Raw genomic sequence first — 18,144 nt, 5'->3', positions numbered from 1 at the left:
CAAAGAGGGAAGTGCGTCATGAATATCAGCCATCTCGACCACCTGGTGCTGACCGTCGCTGACCTTGAGGCAACGATCGACTTCTACACCCGCGTGCTCGGCATGCAGGTGTCGACCTTTGGCGAAGGACGCAAGGCGCTGACCTTCGGCAACCAGAAGATCAACCTGCACCAGGCCGGAAGCGAGTTCGAGCCAAAGGCCGACCGGCCCATGCCGGGCTCGGCGGACCTCTGCTTCATTGTCGCCACACCGCTGGAGCAGATGATCACCCACCTCCAGTCGCAACAGGCCGTTATCGTCGAAGGTCCGGTGCAGCGCACTGGCGCGACCGGGCCGATCCGCTCCGTTTACCTGCGCGACCCTGACCGGAACCTGATCGAGCTTTCCAACCCACTGGAGCCGAATGCATGAGCCAGCACACCCGGGCGCTAACGGAATTTCTTGCCGGGCTCGCCTACGAGCAGATCCCCGACACCGTGCTTGCGCGCACCGAAGACTTGTTTCTCGACTGGCTCGGCTCTGCGCTGGCCAGCGCCGGGTCACATCCCATTCCGCTGTTCGAGCGATACGCCGAAAAGATGGGCCCTGCCGAAGGCCCGGCGCAGATCTTCGCCAACGGCAAGCGCAGCAGCGCCTATTTCGCCGCGCTGGTGAACGCCGCCAGCTCGCATCTGGTGGAGCAGGACGATCTGCACAACAGCTCGGTGCTACATCCGGCTACGGTCGTGTTCCCTGCCGCGTTGGCTGCAGCGCAGGACCTCGGCAGGTCCGGCCGCGAACTGTTGGTGGCCTCGATCGCCGGCTACGAGGCGGGCATCCGCATCGGCGAGTTCCTCGGTCGCTCGCATTACCGCATCTTTCATACCACTGCGACCGTCGGCACCCTGGCCGCGGCGGTGGCGGTGGGCAAGCTGATGGGCTTCGACCAGCAGCGATTCACCCATCTGCTCGGCAGCGCTGGCACGCAAGCGGCGGGCCTCTGGGAGTTTCTCCGTGACGCGGCGGACTCCAAGCAGCTGCACACCGCCAAGGCTTCGGCCAATGGCCTGCTTGCGGCCTACCTGACCGCCGACGGGCTGACCGGGGCGCAGAACATCCTCGAAGGCGAGCAGGGGCTGGCAGCCGGCATGTCGACGGATTCCAGGCCAACTGCGCTGTCGGACCGCCTCGGCAGCCGCTGGGCGCTCGCTGAAACCTCCTTCAAGTTCCACGCCTCTTGCCGTCATACCCATCCAGCCGCTGATGCACTACTTGATCTCATGCAGCGCGAGGGGCTGAAGGCTGATGACATCGCTGCCGTCACGGCTCGCGTACACCAGGGCGCCATCGATGTGCTTGGTCGTGTAGTGGTGCCCCAGACGGTGCATCAAGCCAAGTTCAGCATGGGCACGGTGCTCGGGCTGATCGCGCTGTACGGTAAGGCCGGACTGACCGAATTCCACACGCACGCGCTCAGCGATCCGCGCGTTGGCCAATTCCGCGAGAGGGTCTCGATGACTCTCGATCCAGAAGTGGACGGCGCATACCCTGCGCGCTGGCTCGGTCGGGTCGAGGTGACCACCTCGGATAACCGCATGCTGCACGGCGCTATCGACGAACCCAAGGGCGACCCCGGCAATACCCTGAGCCGGGCTGAGTTGGAGGATAAATTTCGACGCCTGGTGCAGTTCGCCGGTGTGCGCAGCGGTAACGAGGCGGGCGAGTTGATCGACCAGGTATGGCGGCTGCGTGAGCTGCAGCGGCTGGACGCGCTGGCCTGAACTGAAACGTAGGGTGGATGACGGCGAAGCCTCATCCGCCAAAGTGGCGCCAGAGTGCCCAAGGGCTTGAACAAACGCGTGGAAATGGCTTCGCCGATTTCCACCCTACGCCGATTTTGAAGGAACCAGACATGAACGACACCCAAGCCAAACCTCGCCCGCTCGACGGCATCACTGTGGTCAGCCTCGAGCATGCCATTGCCGCTCCGTTCTGCACGCGCCAGTTGGCGGACCTCGGTGCGCGGGTGATCAAGGTTGAGCGTCCCGGTGCCGGCGACTTCGCGCGCGGTTATGACGAACGGGTCGATGGGCTGGCTTCGCATTTTGTCTGGACCAACCGTTCCAAGGAAAGTCTGACTCTGGATGTGAAACAGGAAGGTGCAAGCCGGGTTCTCGATCAGTTGCTCGCAAAAGCTGACGTACTGGTACAGAACCTTGCACCTGGCGCGGCGGCCCGTATGGGACTGTCGTTCGAGGCCCTCCATGAGCGTTTTCCGCAGCTGATCGTCTGCGATATTTCGGGTTATGGCGAGGGCGGGCCGTACGAGCAGAAAAAAGCCTACGACCTGTTGATCCAGTCGGAAGGCGGTTTCCTCTCTGTCACGGGCGGGGCGGGCGAGACCGAGATGGCAAAGGCCGGGTGCTCGATTGCCGACATCGCCGCCGGCATGTACGCCTACACCGGCGTGCTCTCGGCGCTGATGCTACGCGACAAGACGGGAGAGGGCAGCCGCGTCGATGTATCCATGCTGGAGAGCTTGGTTGAGTGGATGGGCTATCCGCTGTATTACGCCTACAAAGGCGCCACACCGCCGCCGCGCGCGGGCGCCGCTCACGCCACCATCTACCCGTACGGGCCGTTCCCGACCGGTGGCGGTGGCACCGTTATGCTCGGCCTGCAGAACGAGCGCGAGTGGCTGCTGTTCTGCGAAAAGGTGTTGCTCCAGCCCACGCTTGCCAGGGATGAGCGATTCTGCAGCAACTCGTTGCGTTCGGATAATCGCGAGGCCCTGCGCGCAATCATCAATGACGTCTTTGCTTCGCTTGATGCGCTGGAGGTGATTGCACGCCTTGATGCTGCGCCGATCGCCAATGCACATGTCAACGACATGGCTGGGGTCTGGGCACATCCGCAGCTCAAGGCGCGGCAGCGATGGAGCGAGGTCGGCAGCCCGTCCGGAGCGTTGCCGGCTTTGCTGCCGCCGGGGCGCAACAGTGCGTTCCATCCGCGTATGGACCCAATCCCTGCGCTCGGGCAGCACACCGATGCGTTGCTTGCCGAGCTGGGCTACACGCCAGCCGATATTCAGCACCTGCATGAGCAGGGTGCGGTATGAATCCGACGAGGATTCAGTCGATGAACTCAATGATCATCCGCAGCGCGCTGTTCGTCCCCGCAACCCGCCCGGAGCGCATCCCCAAGGCGCTGGCGAGCGGCGCTGATGCCGTCATTGTCGATCTTGAAGACGCTGTCGCGCAAAGCCAGAAAAGCGAGGCGCGGGCTAATCTCGACGGCTTTCTCGCTGCCAATCCCAATGCTGGGGTACTGGTGCGCATCAATGCCCCGACTCATCCTGAGCAGGTCGAGGACCTGCTGATGTGCGCCCGCCACGAGGCAGCCGTCGGCGTACTGCTGCCCAAAGCAGAAAGCGCGGCGCAGGTGGCCCAGGCGACCCGCTGCGGCAAGCCAGTCTGGCCGATCATCGAAAGCGCACGCGGGCTGGCTAACCTGCCGGAAATTGCCCATGCTCAGGGCGTCGAGCGGCTGTCTTTCGGCGCGCTCGATCTGGGCCTCGACCTTGGTTTGTCCAGTGGCACCGACGGTGCCGAACGCATCCTCGATCAGGCGCGTTATGCGCTGCTTCTACAGTCGCGGCTGGCCGGGCTGGCGCCACCGCTCGATAGCGTTTTTCCCGATATCAAGAACTTGCCCGGCCTCGCCAGTTTCGTTGCCGACGCCCGCGACATGGGGTTCGGCGGAATGCTCTGTATTCACCCCAGCCAAGTGGCTGTGGTGCACGAAACGCTGATGCCCAGCGCCGACGAACTGGCCTGGGCGCAACGCGTCCTCGACGCCGGCACGTCCGGCGAAGGGGTCTTCGTGGTGGATGGACAGATGATCGATGCCCCTGTCATCGGTCGTGCCCGTCGCCTGCTGCAACGTGCCGGGCTAACGGTCCCCTGACTGAAACGCTTGCCCGCGAAACGTACCAACCGACAAAAACAAGAGGGTACTTCCATGCTGAGTCATAAACTCAAGGCCATCGCCTGCGCGCTGTCTTTCTCGATCGCCGCTGTGGTCCAGGCAGAGCCGATCACCATCAAGTTTTCCCATGTGGTAGCGGACAACACGCCCAAGGGGCAGGGCGCCCTGATGTTCAAGCAACTCGCTGAAGAGCGGCTCCCCGGCAAGGTCGTCGTCGAGGTCTACCCGAACTCTTCGCTGTTCGGCGACGGCAAGGAAATGGAGGCATTGCTGATCGGCGATGTGCACATGCTGGCGCCGTCACTGGCCAAGTTCGAACACTACGCCAAACCCATCCAGATTTTCGACCTGCCTTTCCTGTTCGATGATCTGGCTGCGGCTGACCGCTTTCAGAGCAGCCCGCAGGGCAAGGCGCTGCTGACGTCCATGGAGGACAAGAACATTACCGGATTGGCCTATTGGCACAACGGTACCAAGCAGATGTCCGCCACCAAACCGCTGCGTGAGCCCAAGGATGCGCGCGGCCTCAAGTTCCGGGTGCAGGCGTCTCAAGTGCTCGAAGAACAGTTCAAGGCCATCCGTGCCAATCCGCGCAAGATGAGCTTTGCAGAGGTCTACCAAGGCTTGCAGACTGGCGTCGTCAACGGCACCGAAAATACCTGGTCGAATTACGAAAGCCAGAAGGTCCATGAGGTGCAGCCATACATCACCGAGTCCGACCACGGCCTGATCGATTACATGGTGATCACAAACACGCAGTTCTGGCGGGGTCTGCCGGAAGATGTGCGTAGCGAACTGGAAGGCATACTGGAAGAGGTGACGGTCGAGGTGAACCGTCAGGCTGACGAGCTGAACCACAAGGCCAAACGCGCCATTGCCGAGTCGGGAAAAACAGAAATTATCCAGCTGACGCCTGAGCAGCGCCGCGAATGGCGCGAGGCGATGAGGCCGGTGTGGAAGAAGTTCGAGGGTGAAATCGGCGGCGAACTGATCAAGGCAGCCGAGGCGGCAAACCAGCCCTGAGCTAAAACGGGCCGCCTGCATCTGCATGGCGGCTTGTTTCAGCTACTGACCTGAGCCGCCCAGGACAGTAGCTGTCTGCTGACTTGCGTTACCGAGAAGCAGGGTCGCTATATCGAGCCGCATGGAGCGGCTCTACCCTCTGTCAGTGGCGAGGGCCTTCCTCCGGTATCGTCATCAATTGCCGTTCCATGTTCCAGTCGAACGGCTCGTCGTTTTCTTCGGCTTCGTAGCGCCGCTCATCCAGGCGCTGGAAGATCTCGATCTCTTCGTCCGGCATGAAGTGCAGGCAATCGCCCCCGAAGTACCAGAGCAGGTCGCGTGGGACCAGATGGGCTATCTGCGGATAACGGTGGAAGACCTGACAGATCATGTCCTGCCCCATGTGGCGTTCTTCCGGTACGTTCTGCAGGTTCATGATCAGCTCGTCGAAGCGCTCTAGAAATAGCGCATGGCTTTCTTCAGAAACCTGTTCTGTCTCACCCATGGCGAGCAGGATGCCGCGCAGATGGGCCAGCAGTGCCAAATTGTGGTCGTGATAAGGATTGGCCATGGTTCACCTGTGTCGTATTGGCGCGCAATTATAACGGCGCGAGGATTAATTGGGGCGTGCTCAGTTGACTCAAGTCCCTGGACAGGGTTCGGTGCAAACGTCGGGTGATCGTCGAGCGGTAAGGTGTGGCGACGCAACTGGCTTGGAGCTGGAGTGTGGAGGTTGAGCGGGTAATCGTTGGCTAGAGGTGCGAATTGCATTGCGCGACTATGACGCATCCGCCAGCTGTTCGGCGCGGTGGCACGATACAGCTGGCGGTAGCTTCGATGACTACCGATGCCAGCGTTCGATCAACGGATGCGTCCCTCGTCCAGCACCAGCTCATCCTTGGCAAAATCATCAACGCTGATGACCTTGCGTCGTGCTGCTTCCGCCGCGGTGAGCTGCTGTGCCTCGGAGGCGTCGAGCACGCCGGCAGCAAGCGCAGCACAGATGGGGTCTTCGCCTGCGGTCGGCTTGACCTCGCCGCTCTTGAGCGCCTTGTGAAGCTTCTTCTGCAGCGGCTGCGAGGCAGCCAGCGTATCGAACGCATCCCGCAAGGCGCCCAGGGCTTCGTCGCTGCCCTCGGGGCGATACACACCTTCCAGAATCTGCTCGAGCGCCGGATCGCCTTCCGGGCGGCCAATAATGCCGGCAACTTCCGCATCGAGCGCATCGGATGGCCCTTTGTGGCGAGCGCCGAAGGGGAATACGAGGACCCGCAGCACGCCGCCGAGCAGGCGGTTGGGGAAGTTGGCCAGTGTGTCGGCCAGCGCCTGCTCGGCCTTGCACAGGCAGTCTTCCATCGCCCAGCGCAGCAGTGGCGCCTGCTCGACTGGATGACCGAGGTCGTGATACCGCTTGAGCGCAGCGGATGCCAGGTACAGGTGGCTAAGAACATCGCCGAGTCGTGCCGAGAGCCGTTCGCGGCGCTTGAGTTCGCCGCCCAACAACATCATCGACAGGTCAGCAAGCATCGCGAAGGCTGCGGCAATACGGTCCAGCGCGCGGAAGTAGGGCCGGGTCAGTTCGGTGCCGGGCGCCTTGCCCATCAGACCGCATGTAAGCCCGAGCACAAGGGTGCTGGCCGTGTTGCTGACAGCGAAACCGATGTGCTGCATCAGCAACGCATCGAATTTCTTGATCGCGGCCTCCCGGTCGGGCTCGTGAACCAGTTCCATTTCCCTGAGCACGAACGGATGGCAGCGAATCGCACCCTGACCGAAGATCATCAGGTTGCGCGAGAGGATGTTGGCGCCCTCAACCGTGATGGAAATCGGGGCAGACAGCCACATGCGGCCGAGATAGTTGCTCGGTCCCATGATGATCCCCTTGCCGCCGTGGATGTCCATGGCGTCGGTGATGCATGCCCGGCCGCGTTCGGTCAGGTGGTACTTGAGGATGGCTGAGAGCACCGATGGTTTTTCGCCCAGATCGACTGCATTGGCCGTCAGGATGCGGGCGCTGTCCATCAGCCATGCGTTTCCGCCTATGCGTGCAAGGGGTTCCTGGATGCCTTCGAATGCTGAAAGTGGCACGTTGAACTGCTCGCGGATCTGCGCATAGCGACCGCTGACATAGCTGCAGGTCTTGGCTGCACTGGCGCCTGTTGCCGGCAGCGAAATGGAGCGCCCGACCGAGAGACAGTTCATCAGCATCATCCAGCCTTTGCCGATCATCTCGCGCCCGCCAATGATGGCTTCGAGCGGAACGAACACGTCCTTGCCCCAGTTCGGACCGTTCATGAAGGCTGCACCCAGCGGGAGGTGTCGACGGCCGATCTCGACGCCGGCGGTATCGGTGGGAATTAGCGCGAGGCTAATACCCAGTTCTTCCTCGTCACCGAGCAGGTGCTCAGGGTCATAGGTCTTGAATGCAACGCCAAGCAGCGTGGCGACCGGGCCAAGGGTGATGTAGCGCTTCTCCCAGTTCAGGCGCAGGCCGATCACCTCTTCGCCTTGCCACTGGCCTCGGCAGATGACGCCGCTGTCGTTCATCGCGCCCGCGTCCGAGCCGGCATAGGGGCCCGTCAGGGCAAAGCAGGGGATATCCGTGCCATTGGCCAGGCGCGGTAGGTAGTGGTTGCGTTGCTCATCCGTGCCGTAATGCATCAGCAGCTCGGCCGGGCCGAGCGAGTTCGGCACCATCACGGTGGTGGCGAGGTCGCCGCTGCGGGTGGCGAGCTTCATCACGATTTGAGAATGGGCATAGGCTGAAAAACCTTTGCCGCCGTATTCCTTGGGGATGATCAACGCGAAGAAACCTTCGGCTTTGATGTAGTCCCAAGCCTGCTGCGGCAGGTCCATGCGCTGACCGACCTGCCAGTCGCTGACCATCGCGCAGAGCGTCTCGGTCGGCCCGTCGATGAAGGCTTGCTCTTCCTCGGTCAGGGTTGCTTTCGGGTAGCCGAGCAGCACGTCCCAATCCGGTTTGCCGCTGAATAGCTGGCCATCCCACCACACTGTCCCGGCATCGATGGCATCGCGCTCGGTGTCTGAGATTGGCGGCAGTACCTTCTTGAACCAGTCGAACATCGGCCCGCTGAAATATTTGATGCGCAGATCCGCGACCAGCAATGGGATCGCAACAGCAATAAGCAGGACCCAGAGGACGATCATCAGCAGTGCTGGTGTTTCCTCTGCGGCGCCCATAAGCACCAGGTAGGCCGCAACGATGGCTAGCGCGGGTACGGGCGATACGCGCAAATGAGCAATCACGGCGATGCCGAGCAGTAAGACAAGCAGCCAGAGCAGGGTCATGTGGTTCTCCTTGTAGAGCGATTGGCGTCCTACCGGAGCATAGGCTTATGCAGAGAGCAGCGTAGTGGGGCAGGTTGCCACTGTAGTCTCGATAATGACCGGAACTCAGTGGGTGAGTTCGGAAATGACCGAGTGTTAGTGATACGTTGTGTTTCGCTGCTAGCGCTACGCTGGCGTTAAAGAAATCGATTAGACAGCAGCGTTGCAAATGCGCCATCGCGCCCTTACTTAGTCTGAATGTCTCTGTGTTGTGTGCGGGCTTATATGACTACTGCGCTATCCATCCGGCAGTTGACCAAGGTTTACGGAAACGGCTTCGAGGCTCTTAAGGGTATCGACCTGGACGTGGCCGAAGGCGATTTCTTTGCGTTGCTGGGCCCAAACGGCGCTGGCAAATCCACCACGATCGGTATCCTCTCGACGCTGGTGAACAAGACGGCCGGCACGGTCAACGTGTTCGGTCATGATCTTGATCGTGACCCGTCAGGGCTCAAGCGGTGCCTCGGGGTTGTGCCGCAGGAATTCAACTTCAATCAATTCGAGAAGGCCTTCGACATTCTGGTCACCCAGGCTGGGTATTACGGCATACCGGCGAAGATCGCCAAGGAGCGCGCCGAGCAATATCTCAATCAGCTGGGCCTGTGGGACAAGCGCGACGTCTCCTCACGCATGCTGTCCGGCGGCATGAAGCGACGACTGATGATTGCCCGTGCGCTGATCCATCGCCCCCGACTCCTGATCCTCGACGAGCCCACCGCAGGCGTCGATATCGAGCTTCGCCGGTCGATGTGGTCGTTCCTGACCGAGCTCAATCGCGAAGGCATCACCATCATCCTTACGACGCACTATCTGGAAGAGGCCGAACAGCTATGCCGTAACATTGGCATCATCGACCACGGGCAGATCGTCAAGAACACCAGCATGCGTGAGCTGCTCAAGCAATTGCATGTCGAGACTTTCCTGCTTGATCTGAAAGAGTCACAGCTGGTGCCACCGGAGCTTGGTGGCTATCCGGCGCGGTTGGTAGATCACCATACGCTTGAGGTTCAGATAGAAAAGAGCCAGGGCGTGACTGATCTGTTTCGAATGCTGTCGGCTCAGGGCATCGAGGTGGTGAGTCTGCGCAACAAGACCAACCGGCTTGAGGAGCTGTTCGTTTCGATGGTGGAAAACAATTTGCCCAGGGGGACCAAATGAACGCGGAATTTCGGCCCAATCTGGTTGCCCTGCAAACGATCGTTCACCGAGAAATACGCCGCTACACGCGTATATGGCCGCAGACACTGCTCCCGCCGGCGATCACCATGGTGTTGTACTTCGTCATCTTTGGAAATCTGATCGGCTCTCGCATCGGTGAGATGGGTGGCTTCAGCTACATGGAGTACATCGTGCCTGGCCTGATCATGATGTCGGTGATCACCAACTCCTACAGCAACGTGGTTTCCAGTTTCTTCAGCAGCAAATTCCAGCGTTCGATTGAGGAGTTACTGGTTTCGCCGGTGTCGCCGCATGTCATTCTGATCGGATTCGCACTGGGGGGCATCACCCGCGGGCTGGCTGTGGCGCTGATCGTGACGCTGCTGTCGATGTTCTTCACCGATCTGCAGGTGCATCATCTGGGGATCACGCTGCTGGTGATTACGTTGACCTCGACCATCTTTGCGCTCGGCGGGTTCATCAACGCAGTATTTGCGCGTAATTTCGACGACATCTCGATCATCCCCACCTTCGTGTTGACGCCGCTGACGTATCTGGGTGGCGTGTTTTATTCGATCAATCTGCTGTCGCCGTTCTGGCAGACGCTCTCGCTTGCCAACCCTATCCTGCATATGGTCAATGCGTTCCGTTACGGCATTCTGGGCGTCTCGGACATCCGTATCGGTATCGCCATCAGTTTCATGGCGGTGGCGGCAGTACTGATGTACCTGTGGTGCATCCATTTGCTCAAAAGCGGACGGGGGATGCGCCAGTAGCCATCGCATCGCTCGTATGGGGCAGCAAGTTATTGCGCCGAGCTGAGCAAGAGGCGGCAAGGGCGCGATGATAAGCAGCGCGGGAACCGCTACACTAGCGGTCATTTTTCGTACAGGTTCCCGCCATGCAACACCCTGCCGAACTGTCACCGCTGGGCAAATCCAGTGCATACGTCGCGACCTATAGCCCTGAGCAGCTCTTTCCCATTTCCCGAGCGGCTAAGTGGGCCGAACTCGGTTTGACCGCTGAGACGTTGCCCTATAACGGTGTGGATATCTGGAATTGCTACGAGCTGTCCTGGTTGCTGCCGTCCGGCAAGCCGGTGGTGGCCATCGGTGAATTCAGCATCCCGGCCGATTCACCGAATATCATCGAGTCCAAGTCCTTCAAGCTCTATCTGAACTCGCTCAACCAGTCGGTATTCGAGAGCCGCGATTCGCTCGTGGAGGTGATGACGCGGGACCTGTCGGCAGTGGCGGGCAAGCCCGTCGGTGTCCGCTTGAGGTCACTGGAAGACGTGGCTGCCGAGGGGGTTGCAGCGTTAGCCGGACATTGCATCGATGGTCTGGACATCGCTGTTGAAATCTATGATTCGCCTCGCCCCGATCTGCTGCGCTGTGACCCTGCGCGTCAGGCCGAGGAGCGTGTGTACAGCCATTTGCTGAAATCCAACTGCCCCGTTACCGGGCAACCAGACTGGGGCACAGTGGTAATCGAATACAGGGGCGCCGCGCTTGATCACGGAAGCCTGCTTGCCTATCTGGTGAGTTTTCGCCAGCACGCGGACTTCCATGAACAGTGCGTGGAGCGGATCTTCCTCGACTTGCAGCGCTTGCTGACGCCGGAACGGCTGAGCGTCTATGCTCGCTACGTGCGCCGCGGTGGCCTGGATATCAATCCTTATCGCAGCACTGACAGTGTCTTGCCGAGCAATGGCCGGCTGGTTCGTCAGTAAGCGGCAGCTGAATGCGGCGAGCGTGGATGATTCCACGCTCTCGTCTCAGGTTTTGTTCAGATACCCATGTTCGCCAGTGTTTGCATGATGTTTCGAAGCGTCATCGCCATATTAGGATGGCTGACCTCGAAACGCTCGACCGCCAGGTTAACCCCGTCGACCAGCGAGTCGTTCTGGTCGACTATGCCCTGGTTGGCCAGGCGAAGCTCGATATCCTGAGCAATCAGCTGCAACGATGCGCGCTCTTCGTTCGTCAGCGGAGCATCCGACGCTAGTTGACTACGCAGCTCTGCCAGCTGTGACTGCAGGTCATGTTCCGACATATTTCGTCCCTCTGTGATTGTTTCTGGGATCTGTTCCGCCAAAGCGTCATGGATTCAGGTTAAGCCAGCGGTCCAGGCTTGTCGTCCGTTTGATTGGATCGAGCACAGTGAAGTTCGCCGTTGCCGCTCCGCATGTCTGCCAGCTGCCGGAAATGGTCCCATTGGATTTATACTGCTGCGCTTTGGTGGGTAGCCACCCCACATATGAGAAGGAGAGGCCTGCGATGGGATTGATCAGCAAGGTTTGGGTCCGGGATTTCACTACTGTCTTCGTCGTCGTGCTGTCGATGTTCGGTGCTTCATCGTTGCAGGCTGGCGAGGAGGACCCATGGGAAGGCATCAACCGCGTGATTTTCAACTTCAACGACAAAGTTGATACCTACACCCTCAAGCCGCTTGCTCAGGGCTATCAGACAATCACGCCGACCTTTCTCGAAGACGGTATCGGCAACGTATTCAGCAACCTCGGCGACGTCGTTGTGCTGACCAACGACCTGCTGCAGGGCAAGGTCCGCGACGCTGGTATCGATACCAGTCGCATCCTGTTCAACAGTACGTTTGGGCTGCTGGGATTCTTCGACGTCGCGACCCGTATGGGCTTGCAGAAGAATGATGAAGATTTCGGCCAGACGCTGGGGGTATGGGGTTTAGGTAGCGGGCCCTACGTCGTGTTGCCGCTGCTGGGGCCGAGCACCGTGCGCGATACGGCAGGGCGTGTATCGGATTCGCTGCTGCAGCCCTATCCCTATATGGATCATGTGCCGACACGCAACGTGACCCGGGCCATCGATGTGGTCGATACGCGCGCAGAGCTCCTCTCCGCCGAAAGAATGGTCACAGGCGACCGATACATCTTCATTCGTAACGCTTATTTGCAGAATCGCGAATTCAGAACTCGCGATGGCCAGGTCGAAGACGATTTCTGATGAATCCGGTCCGCGCTGGCTTGGCCAGGGCGGACCATAGAGGCATCTAGGCGGTCTGCGATACGCTGTCTTACAACTTGGCGATGCTCAGCTCATCGATAAGATGGCCAGGCCCAGGCTTTGCTGGCCATCGCTGTGGACGCCGACACGCACGACCTCTGCTTCTGCATTCAACCCCTTCAGCTCGCTGTGCTCAGAGGGAATATGCACGCTTACCTTATCGCCCATCTGAAGGTGGGTTGCCGCAACTACCTGCATGCCTGTGCTGGAAAGATCCAGGCACGTGGCTTCGTACCGCTGATCGCCCTGCGTCAGGGTGATTACGGTCTCGATCTGCATGCGAATGAAGTCGCGTTTCTCGCTGTAGTCTCTATCTCGCAGGGTCATGATTTCGTCCTCTGGGTTCAGGTTTCGCCAGTGCTTATAGCGCCCGTTAATTCAGCCTGTAAAGTACAGACGGAGCGGTAGCGCCTGGCTTGAAACACGGATCGTATGGGAGTACCGTCTGCGCCTTGAAAAGATCCCATGCCCGGCGCTTTCGCTGGGCCGATGCTTTCGCCAATCATCCTGGCGATACCGCCTGGTAGGAACATGCACAACCCAAGCGCGACGCTGCTGATCATAGATGACGACGATGTGGTACGAGCCAGCCTGGCTGCCTATCTGGATGACAGTGGTTTCAAGGTGTTGCAGGCGCCTAACGGGCCGCGGGGCGTAGAGCTGTTCGATACGGAACATCCCGACCTGGTGATTTGCGACCTGCGCATGCCTCAGATGGATGGCCTGGAGCTGATCCGGCTGATCAGCGAGCGCCAGGCTGACCTTCCGGTAATTGTGGTCTCCGGGGCCGGCGTGATGAGCGATGCTGTCGAAGCACTGCGGTTGGGTGCAGCGGACTATCTGATCAAGCCCCTCGAAGACCTGGCGATGCTCGAGCACTCTGTTCGTCGAGCCCTCGACCGTTCACGCTTGCGTCTCGAGAACCGGCGCTACCGTGAACAGCTGGAAACGGCCAACCGCGACCTTCAGGCGAGTTTGCATCTGCTTCAAGAGGATCAGGATGCGGGCCGCCAGGTGCAGATGAACATGCTGCCGGTTACACCCTGCAGTCTCGACGAATTTCAATTCGCCCATCAGATCATCCCGTCGCTCTACCTTTCCGGCGACTTCGTCGATTATTTTCGCGTTGACGAGCATCGTATCGGCTTTTATCTGGCGGACGTTTCCGGTCACGGTGCCTCTTCGGCCTTCGTCACTGTCCTGCTGAAATTCATGACTACGCGTTTGCTGTACGAATCGCGGCGGGGCGGAGCGCTACGGGCCTTCAAACCTTCCGAGGTGCTCGATCATATCAATCGCGGGCTCATCAACTGCAAGTTGGGTAAGCACGTCACCATGCTTGGTGGCGTGATCGATCAGGAGCGCAACGTCCTGCACTACAGCATCGGCGGGCACCTTCCGATGCCCGTGCTGTTCAGCGGCGACAGTGCGAAATATCTCGAGGGAAAAGGCCTGCCTGTTGGTCTGTTCGTTGAAGCCACCTACGATAATTACGAGATCGAGCTACCCGATTCTTTCAGCCTGACGTTGTTGTCCGATGGCATTTTGGACCTTTTGCCTGGCGAAGCCCTCAAAGAAAAAGAGGCCGGGCTTCCTGGGTTGATTTGCGACGCCGGCGGTACGCTGGCGGGGCTGCAGCAGGTGCTGGGCCTGGCTGATCTGGAGGATATGCCCGATGACATCGCGTTGCTGGTATTAAGCAGGAACCTTGCATGAGCACTGGTAAAATCCAGTTTGCTGAGCAGAACGGTACGTTCGTTCTCAAGTTCGTCGGCGAGATTCGGCTGACGCTTTGCTCAGCGCTGGACGCCACGATCGAGAAAATTTTTTCTTCGCTGAATTTCTCTTCGATCGTTATCGACCTTACCGAAAGCCGTAGCATCGACAGCACGACGCTGGGCCTGCTTGCGAAGCTTTCGATCCTCTCCCGGCAGAAAGTCGGCATGCTCCCGACACTGGTCACGACCCATGCCGACATCACCCGCTTGCTGCAATCGATGGGCTTCGATCAGGTCTTCAACATCGTCGATCAGCCGCTGCCGTCTCCGGAACAGTTGGCCGATCTGCCAAGCCAGGACCAGTCCGAGGACATCGTGAAGAGCAAAGTGCTTGAGGCTCACCGTATCCTGATGAGCCTCAATGAATCCAACCGCGAGGCGTTTCGTGACCTCGTGACCGCCCTGGAGCGGTCCTGAATCAAAGCTTGGTAGGCAGTAACGCTTCGAGCTTTTCCTGATCCCGCGCAAATTGGCGAATGCCCTCGGCAAGCTTCTCGGTCGCCATTGGATCTTCGTTCAATCCCCAGCGGAAGCTGCCTTCATCCATGCTGATACGCGGTTCGGACGCACGGCCAGGTGACAGCTTGCGTTCCAGCGTGCCTTCTTCCTGTGCCAGTTGGCTGAGCAGCTCGGGGCTGATGGTTAGGCGATCGCAACCTGCCAACGCTTCGATCTGACCGGCGTTGCGGAAGCTTGCGCCCATCACGACTGTCTCGTAGCCGTGCGCCTTGTAGTAATCATAAATTCGGCTGACCGACTGGACGCCCGGATCGTCTTCGCCGACATAGTCACGGCCTTCGGCCTTTTTGTACCAGTCGTAGATACGACCGACGAAAGGTGATATCAGAAACACCCCAGCTTCAGCGCAAGCGACGGCTTGAGTAAAGGAAAATAGCAGTGTCAGGTTGGTCTGAATTCCTGATTTTTCCAGCTGCTCAGCGGCACGAATGCCTTCCCAGGTGGACGCAAGCTTGATCAGCACGCGGTCACGAGACACACCGGCCTGCTCGTACAGGCCGATCAGGCGTTCGCCGCGCTGAACCATGGCCTGGGTGTCGAATGACAGCCTCGCATCGACCTCCGTGGAGATTCGTCCCGGTATCAGCTTGAGCACTTCCTGGCCTACCGCGACTGCGAAGAGATCACAGCCAAGGCCGATGTCGCCCTCGCAGCGGGACATGGCCGCTTTCAGATGCTCGGCGTAGCGTGGCAGGGCGGCAGCCTTGAGCAGAAGGGAAGGGTTTGTGGTTGCATCAACCGGCTGGAGGCGGGCGATGGCATCGAGATCGCCGGTGTCGGCAACTACGGTGGTGAATTGCTTGAGTTGTTCCAACTTTGACGTCATAGGGCGCTCTTCCTTTGGTTGGCATGGCTTGGACCCAAGCCCATCGCACCGTTCGCGTTTCGGATGGTCCGGTGGGGCTGCTGTTGGATCGAAAATGACACCGGGTGTTCCAAAGCACTATATCAGTGCCCTTCGAGCAGGTCCGTCGCTTGATCAAGAAGTACCAGCGGCGCCTCTGTTTTGTGCACGTCGACGGACAGCAATTGGCGAAACCGCCTTGCCCCAGGGAAGCCCTGGCCCAATCCCAGAACGTGGCGGGTCACATGATGCATCGAGCCGCCGCTGGCGAGGTGCGCTTCGATATAGGGCCGCATTCGTCGGAGCGCGTCGGCGCGGCTGATGCAGGGCTCCTCGCTGCCAAACAGCCTGGCATCGACCTGAGAGAGCAGATAAGGGTTATGGTAAGCCTCGCGGCCTAGCATGACGCCATCGAAGCGCGACAGGTGGGCTTCGCATTCGGCCAGCGTCTTGATTCCGCCGTTGAGGATGATTTCCAGATCCGGAAAGTCGGTTTTCAATTTTTCCGCAACGTCATAGCGAAGCGGCGGAATCTCGCGGTTCTCTTTAGGAGAAAGCCCTTCCAGTATCGCGATACGGGCATGCACGGTGAAACTTCTGCAGCCGGCCTCTTTGACGTGCCCAACGAAATCGCAAAGCTCGCCATAGCTGTCGCGCCCGTTGATGCCGATGCGGTGCTTAACGGTGACATCAATTCCGACTGCGTCGCGCATCGCTTGCACGCAATCCGCCACCAGTGCCGGGTGGCCCATGAGGCAGGCACCGATCATGTTGTTCTGTACCCGGTCGCTGGGGCAGCCAACGTTGAGGTTGACCTCATCATATCCTGCTGCTTCGGCCATCTTGGCGCACGCGGCAAGATCACTCGGTACGCTGCCTCCTAGCTGCAATGCCAGCGGATGTTCCGCCGCATCATGCCGCAGGAACCGCTCGGCATCGCCGTTGATCAGGGCGCCGGTAGTGACCATCTCGGTGTAGAGCAGAGCGTGCCGAGAGAGCTGACGTAGGAAGTACCGACAGTGCCTGTCTGTCCAATCCATCATGGGGGCAACGGAAAACCTTCGGGATAATATCGAGCGTTCGGTGGCTGGGTTGGAGCTTGGGTTCATGGCATTCCGGCTTTCGATAACAGGTGCTTTGCTGATGGCTTGGTACGCTTGTCTCAATGGGTCATTTCGACGTGGCACTGGCAAGGGGACTTAGCTGGCAAGATGCGTAACGAGACACCGTAACGGTTGTTGCCCCGTTTGCTTCAGTAAAAGGCGGCAAGTTTATCAGTACGGTTGGTACTTCGCGTGCCAGGGTTCGAAGAGCTCCGGGGTTCGGGTCTGCGGCGCTCGCGGTGGCGGCGGTAGGTATGCTGATAGGGATGGTCTGATAAGTGTCAGCAATCGCAGGGCTTGGGCTGTTATCAGCCCAAGCCCTGCGAGAAGTTGACCGATTCCGGCCCTTGCTGATGCTCAGGGCTCTCCTGTACCGCCGGTTGCACCATAGACCTGGCCGGTTATATAGCTGGCTGCCGTCGAGGCAAGCAAGACGTAAACGGGCGCCAGCTCCACAGGCTGGCCGGGTCGCCCAATTGGGGTGCTGCTGCCGAAGCTTTTGAGGTTCTCCATCGTCTGGCCGCCGCAAACCTGCAATGGCGTCCAGAACGGGCCAGGCGCCACGGCATTGACCCGTATGCCTTTGTCGATGAGCTGCTTGGCCAGGCATTTACTGAAGTTGACGATGGCAGCTTTGGTCATCGAGTAGTCGAGCAGATTAGGCGGAGGATCGTAGGTCGTCACCGAGGAGGTGTTGATGATTGAGGAGCCGGCTGGCATGTGTGGTATGGCAGCTTTGGTGATCCAGAACATCGCGTACAGGTTCGTTTTTAGCGTCCAGTCGAACTCGTCGGTGGTGATGTCCAGTATCGATTGCTCACTGTTTTGCCGCGCCGCGTTGTTGACCAGAATGTCGAGTCCTCCTAGCTCTTCTACAGCCTGCTCCACCAGCCGCTTGCAAAAGGCTTCGTCGCGGATATCGCCAGGCAGCGCCACTGCATTGCGTCCGGCTTCGCGAATAAGCCTCACCACATCCTGAGCATCGGGTTCTTCATCGGGCAGATAACCAATCGCGACGTCTGCGCCTTCACGTGCATAGGCTATCGCCGCGGCACGACCAATGCCCGAGTCACCACCGGTTATCAGTGCCTTGCGGCCAGCCAAGCGGTTAGTGCCGTGATAGCTGGACTCGCCGTGGTCGGGTTGTGGTTCCATCTTTTGGGCCAGCCCTGGCCATGGCTGTGGTTGCGCCGGAAAGGGGGGTTGAGGATAGATCTTTTTCGGCGAGCGCAGCGGGTCAGGCGGCGGCGTGGTCGATGTGGACGCTGTGCTGGCGGTCTGGCCCAGGGCTGAGGCTGTCGCGCCGACTGCTACGGTTGCGGCGGCGCCTTGAATGAGTCTGCGGCGTGAAAGGGGATGGTCATCGGAATGCATGGCTACTCCTT

Annotated in this window: 18 protein-coding genes; 11 read left to right on the top strand and 7 right to left on the bottom strand. The window is 59.7% G+C overall.

All coding sequences use genetic code 11. The features are described from left to right. The first annotated feature begins 18 nt into the window (after positions 1 to 18). From JQR87_RS12195 to JQR87_RS12175, 5 genes are all read left to right on the top strand, one after another. Positions 19 to 411, top strand: a complete 393-nt coding sequence (locus JQR87_RS12195; RefSeq protein WP_407296813.1) for a VOC family protein — start codon at positions 19 to 21, stop codon at positions 409 to 411. Continuing rightward, positions 408 to 1,760: an MmgE/PrpD family protein gene (locus JQR87_RS12190; RefSeq protein WP_407296815.1), complete on the top strand. Its 1,353-nt coding sequence runs from the start codon at positions 408 to 410 to the stop codon at positions 1,758 to 1,760. Before JQR87_RS12195 ends, JQR87_RS12190 begins: the two co-directional genes overlap by 4 nt. Before the next feature lie 131 nt (positions 1,761 to 1,891). After that, on the top strand, positions 1,892 to 3,097 hold the full coding sequence (locus JQR87_RS12185) for a CaiB/BaiF CoA transferase family protein (protein ID WP_407296817.1): 1,206 nt from the start codon (positions 1,892 to 1,894) through the stop codon (positions 3,095 to 3,097). A 20-nt stretch (positions 3,098 to 3,117) separates the two neighbouring features. Then, positions 3,118 to 3,945 (top strand): HpcH/HpaI aldolase/citrate lyase family protein, encoded by an 828-nt coding sequence (locus JQR87_RS12180; protein WP_407296819.1) that lies wholly within the window; start codon positions 3,118 to 3,120, stop codon positions 3,943 to 3,945. A 54-nt stretch (positions 3,946 to 3,999) separates the two neighbouring features. Continuing rightward, the gene (locus JQR87_RS12175) at positions 4,000 to 4,989 is read left to right on the top strand and encodes a TRAP transporter substrate-binding protein (protein ID WP_407296821.1); all 990 of its coding nucleotides are present in this window, start codon (positions 4,000 to 4,002) and stop codon (positions 4,987 to 4,989) included. A 142-nt stretch (positions 4,990 to 5,131) separates the two neighbouring features. Here the strand turns inward: JQR87_RS12175 and JQR87_RS12170 are convergent, their stop codons facing one another. Together JQR87_RS12170 and JQR87_RS12165 are read right to left on the bottom strand one after the other, a co-directional pair. Then, complete coding sequence (locus tag JQR87_RS12170; RefSeq protein WP_407296823.1) at positions 5,132 to 5,539, bottom strand: PA2817 family protein; 408 nt, start codon at positions 5,537 to 5,539, stop codon at positions 5,132 to 5,134. A 290-nt stretch (positions 5,540 to 5,829) separates the two neighbouring features. Beyond that, a complete protein-coding gene (locus JQR87_RS12165; RefSeq protein WP_407296824.1) occupies positions 5,830 to 8,277 on the bottom strand; it encodes an acyl-CoA dehydrogenase in 2,448 nt (815 codons plus the stop codon). A 264-nt stretch (positions 8,278 to 8,541) separates the two neighbouring features. Between JQR87_RS12165 and JQR87_RS12160 the strand changes: the two genes are divergently transcribed. From JQR87_RS12160 to queF, 3 genes are all read left to right on the top strand, one after another. Continuing rightward, positions 8,542 to 9,474, top strand: a complete 933-nt coding sequence (locus JQR87_RS12160) for an ABC transporter ATP-binding protein (protein WP_407296826.1) — start codon at positions 8,542 to 8,544, stop codon at positions 9,472 to 9,474. Further along, complete coding sequence (locus tag JQR87_RS12155) at positions 9,471 to 10,250, top strand: ABC transporter permease (RefSeq protein ID WP_407296829.1); 780 nt, start codon at positions 9,471 to 9,473, stop codon at positions 10,248 to 10,250. The genes JQR87_RS12160 and JQR87_RS12155 overlap by 4 nt, the downstream gene beginning before the upstream one ends. Positions 10,251 to 10,375: 125 nt before the next feature. Next, positions 10,376 to 11,206, top strand: coding sequence for an NADPH-dependent 7-cyano-7-deazaguanine reductase QueF (gene queF / locus JQR87_RS12150; protein WP_407296832.1), 831 nt, complete (start codon positions 10,376 to 10,378; stop codon positions 11,204 to 11,206). 56 nt (positions 11,207 to 11,262) lie between these two features. On the opposite strand, the gene JQR87_RS12145 is transcribed toward queF, so the two are convergent. Next, on the bottom strand, positions 11,263 to 11,529 hold the full coding sequence (locus JQR87_RS12145) for a DUF4404 family protein (protein ID WP_407296835.1): 267 nt from the start codon (positions 11,527 to 11,529) through the stop codon (positions 11,263 to 11,265). A 287-nt stretch (positions 11,530 to 11,816) separates the two neighbouring features. Here JQR87_RS12145 and JQR87_RS12140 point away from each other — a divergent pair, with 287 nt between their 5' ends. Further along, positions 11,817 to 12,455 carry an MlaA family lipoprotein gene (locus tag JQR87_RS12140; RefSeq protein ID WP_407297725.1) on the top strand — a complete coding sequence of 213 codons (639 nt, stop codon included), beginning with the start codon at positions 11,817 to 11,819 and terminating at the stop codon, positions 12,453 to 12,455. A gap of 87 nt (positions 12,456 to 12,542) precedes the next feature. Here the strand turns inward: JQR87_RS12140 and JQR87_RS12135 are convergent, their stop codons facing one another. Then, complete coding sequence (locus tag JQR87_RS12135) at positions 12,543 to 12,842, bottom strand: PilZ domain-containing protein (RefSeq protein ID WP_407296838.1); 300 nt, start codon at positions 12,840 to 12,842, stop codon at positions 12,543 to 12,545. Between the two features lie 204 nt (positions 12,843 to 13,046). Between JQR87_RS12135 and rssB the strand changes: the two genes are divergently transcribed. Continuing rightward, a complete protein-coding gene (gene rssB / locus JQR87_RS12130; RefSeq protein WP_407296841.1) occupies positions 13,047 to 14,231 on the top strand; it encodes a two-component system response regulator RssB in 1,185 nt (394 codons plus the stop codon). Further along, positions 14,228 to 14,710 (top strand): anti-sigma factor antagonist RssC, encoded by a 483-nt coding sequence (rssC, locus tag JQR87_RS12125; protein ID WP_407296844.1) that lies wholly within the window; start codon positions 14,228 to 14,230, stop codon positions 14,708 to 14,710. The genes rssB and rssC overlap by 4 nt, the downstream gene beginning before the upstream one ends. Before the next feature lies 1 nt (position 14,711). Here rssC and tal read toward each other — a convergent pair whose 3' ends face one another. The 3 genes from tal to JQR87_RS12110 form a co-directional block, all read right to left on the bottom strand. Continuing rightward, positions 14,712 to 15,638 carry a transaldolase gene (gene tal, locus JQR87_RS12120; RefSeq protein ID WP_407296846.1) on the bottom strand — a complete coding sequence of 309 codons (927 nt, stop codon included), beginning with the start codon at positions 15,636 to 15,638 and terminating at the stop codon, positions 14,712 to 14,714. Positions 15,639 to 15,760: 122 nt separating this feature from the next. Next, positions 15,761 to 16,765, bottom strand: a complete 1,005-nt coding sequence (gene dusA, locus JQR87_RS12115) for a tRNA dihydrouridine(20/20a) synthase DusA (RefSeq protein WP_407296849.1) — start codon at positions 16,763 to 16,765, stop codon at positions 15,761 to 15,763. A gap of 351 nt (positions 16,766 to 17,116) precedes the next feature. Then, positions 17,117 to 18,133, bottom strand: a complete 1,017-nt coding sequence (locus JQR87_RS12110) for an SDR family oxidoreductase (RefSeq protein ID WP_407296852.1) — start codon at positions 18,131 to 18,133, stop codon at positions 17,117 to 17,119. Positions 18,134 to 18,144 lie beyond the last annotated feature (11 nt).

Origin of the sequence: Stutzerimonas stutzeri, from assembly GCF_051028275.1 — a bacterium.
Taxonomy (GTDB): domain Bacteria; phylum Pseudomonadota; class Gammaproteobacteria; order Pseudomonadales; family Pseudomonadaceae; genus Stutzerimonas; species Stutzerimonas stutzeri_AS.
This window is presented reverse-complemented; position numbering and strand designations above follow the sequence as displayed.

What these genes read in the sequence shown, in the direction of transcription:
- JQR87_RS12195 (WP_407296813.1), top strand. Translation starts at nt 19, where the DNA reads ATGAATATCAGCCATCTCGACCACCTGGTGCTGACCGTCGCTGACCTT.
- JQR87_RS12190 (WP_407296815.1), top strand. Translation starts at nt 408, where the DNA reads ATGAGCCAGCACACCCGGGCGCTAACGGAATTTCTTGCCGGGCTCGCC.
- JQR87_RS12185 (WP_407296817.1), top strand. Translation starts at nt 1,892, where the DNA reads ATGAACGACACCCAAGCCAAACCTCGCCCGCTCGACGGCATCACTGTG.
- JQR87_RS12180 (WP_407296819.1), top strand. Translation starts at nt 3,118, where the DNA reads ATGAACTCAATGATCATCCGCAGCGCGCTGTTCGTCCCCGCAACCCGC.
- JQR87_RS12175 (WP_407296821.1), top strand. Translation starts at nt 4,000, where the DNA reads ATGCTGAGTCATAAACTCAAGGCCATCGCCTGCGCGCTGTCTTTCTCG.
- JQR87_RS12170 (WP_407296823.1), bottom strand. Translation starts at nt 5,539, where the DNA reads ATGGCCAATCCTTATCACGACCACAATTTGGCACTGCTGGCCCATCTG.
- JQR87_RS12165 (WP_407296824.1), bottom strand. Translation starts at nt 8,277, where the DNA reads ATGACCCTGCTCTGGCTGCTTGTCTTACTGCTCGGCATCGCCGTGATT.
- JQR87_RS12160 (WP_407296826.1), top strand. Translation starts at nt 8,542, where the DNA reads ATGACTACTGCGCTATCCATCCGGCAGTTGACCAAGGTTTACGGAAAC.
- JQR87_RS12155 (WP_407296829.1), top strand. Translation starts at nt 9,471, where the DNA reads ATGAACGCGGAATTTCGGCCCAATCTGGTTGCCCTGCAAACGATCGTT.
- queF (WP_407296832.1), top strand. Translation starts at nt 10,376, where the DNA reads ATGCAACACCCTGCCGAACTGTCACCGCTGGGCAAATCCAGTGCATAC.
- JQR87_RS12145 (WP_407296835.1), bottom strand. Translation starts at nt 11,529, where the DNA reads ATGTCGGAACATGACCTGCAGTCACAGCTGGCAGAGCTGCGTAGTCAA.
- JQR87_RS12140 (WP_407297725.1), top strand. Translation starts at nt 11,817, where the DNA reads ATGTTCGGTGCTTCATCGTTGCAGGCTGGCGAGGAGGACCCATGGGAA.
- JQR87_RS12135 (WP_407296838.1), bottom strand. Translation starts at nt 12,842, where the DNA reads ATGACCCTGCGAGATAGAGACTACAGCGAGAAACGCGACTTCATTCGC.
- rssB (WP_407296841.1), top strand. Translation starts at nt 13,047, where the DNA reads ATGCACAACCCAAGCGCGACGCTGCTGATCATAGATGACGACGATGTG.
- rssC (WP_407296844.1), top strand. Translation starts at nt 14,228, where the DNA reads ATGAGCACTGGTAAAATCCAGTTTGCTGAGCAGAACGGTACGTTCGTT.
- tal (WP_407296846.1), bottom strand. Translation starts at nt 15,638, where the DNA reads ATGACGTCAAAGTTGGAACAACTCAAGCAATTCACCACCGTAGTTGCC.
- dusA (WP_407296849.1), bottom strand. Translation starts at nt 16,765, where the DNA reads ATGAACCCAAGCTCCAACCCAGCCACCGAACGCTCGATATTATCCCGA.
- JQR87_RS12110 (WP_407296852.1), bottom strand. Translation starts at nt 18,133, where the DNA reads ATGCATTCCGATGACCATCCCCTTTCACGCCGCAGACTCATTCAAGGC.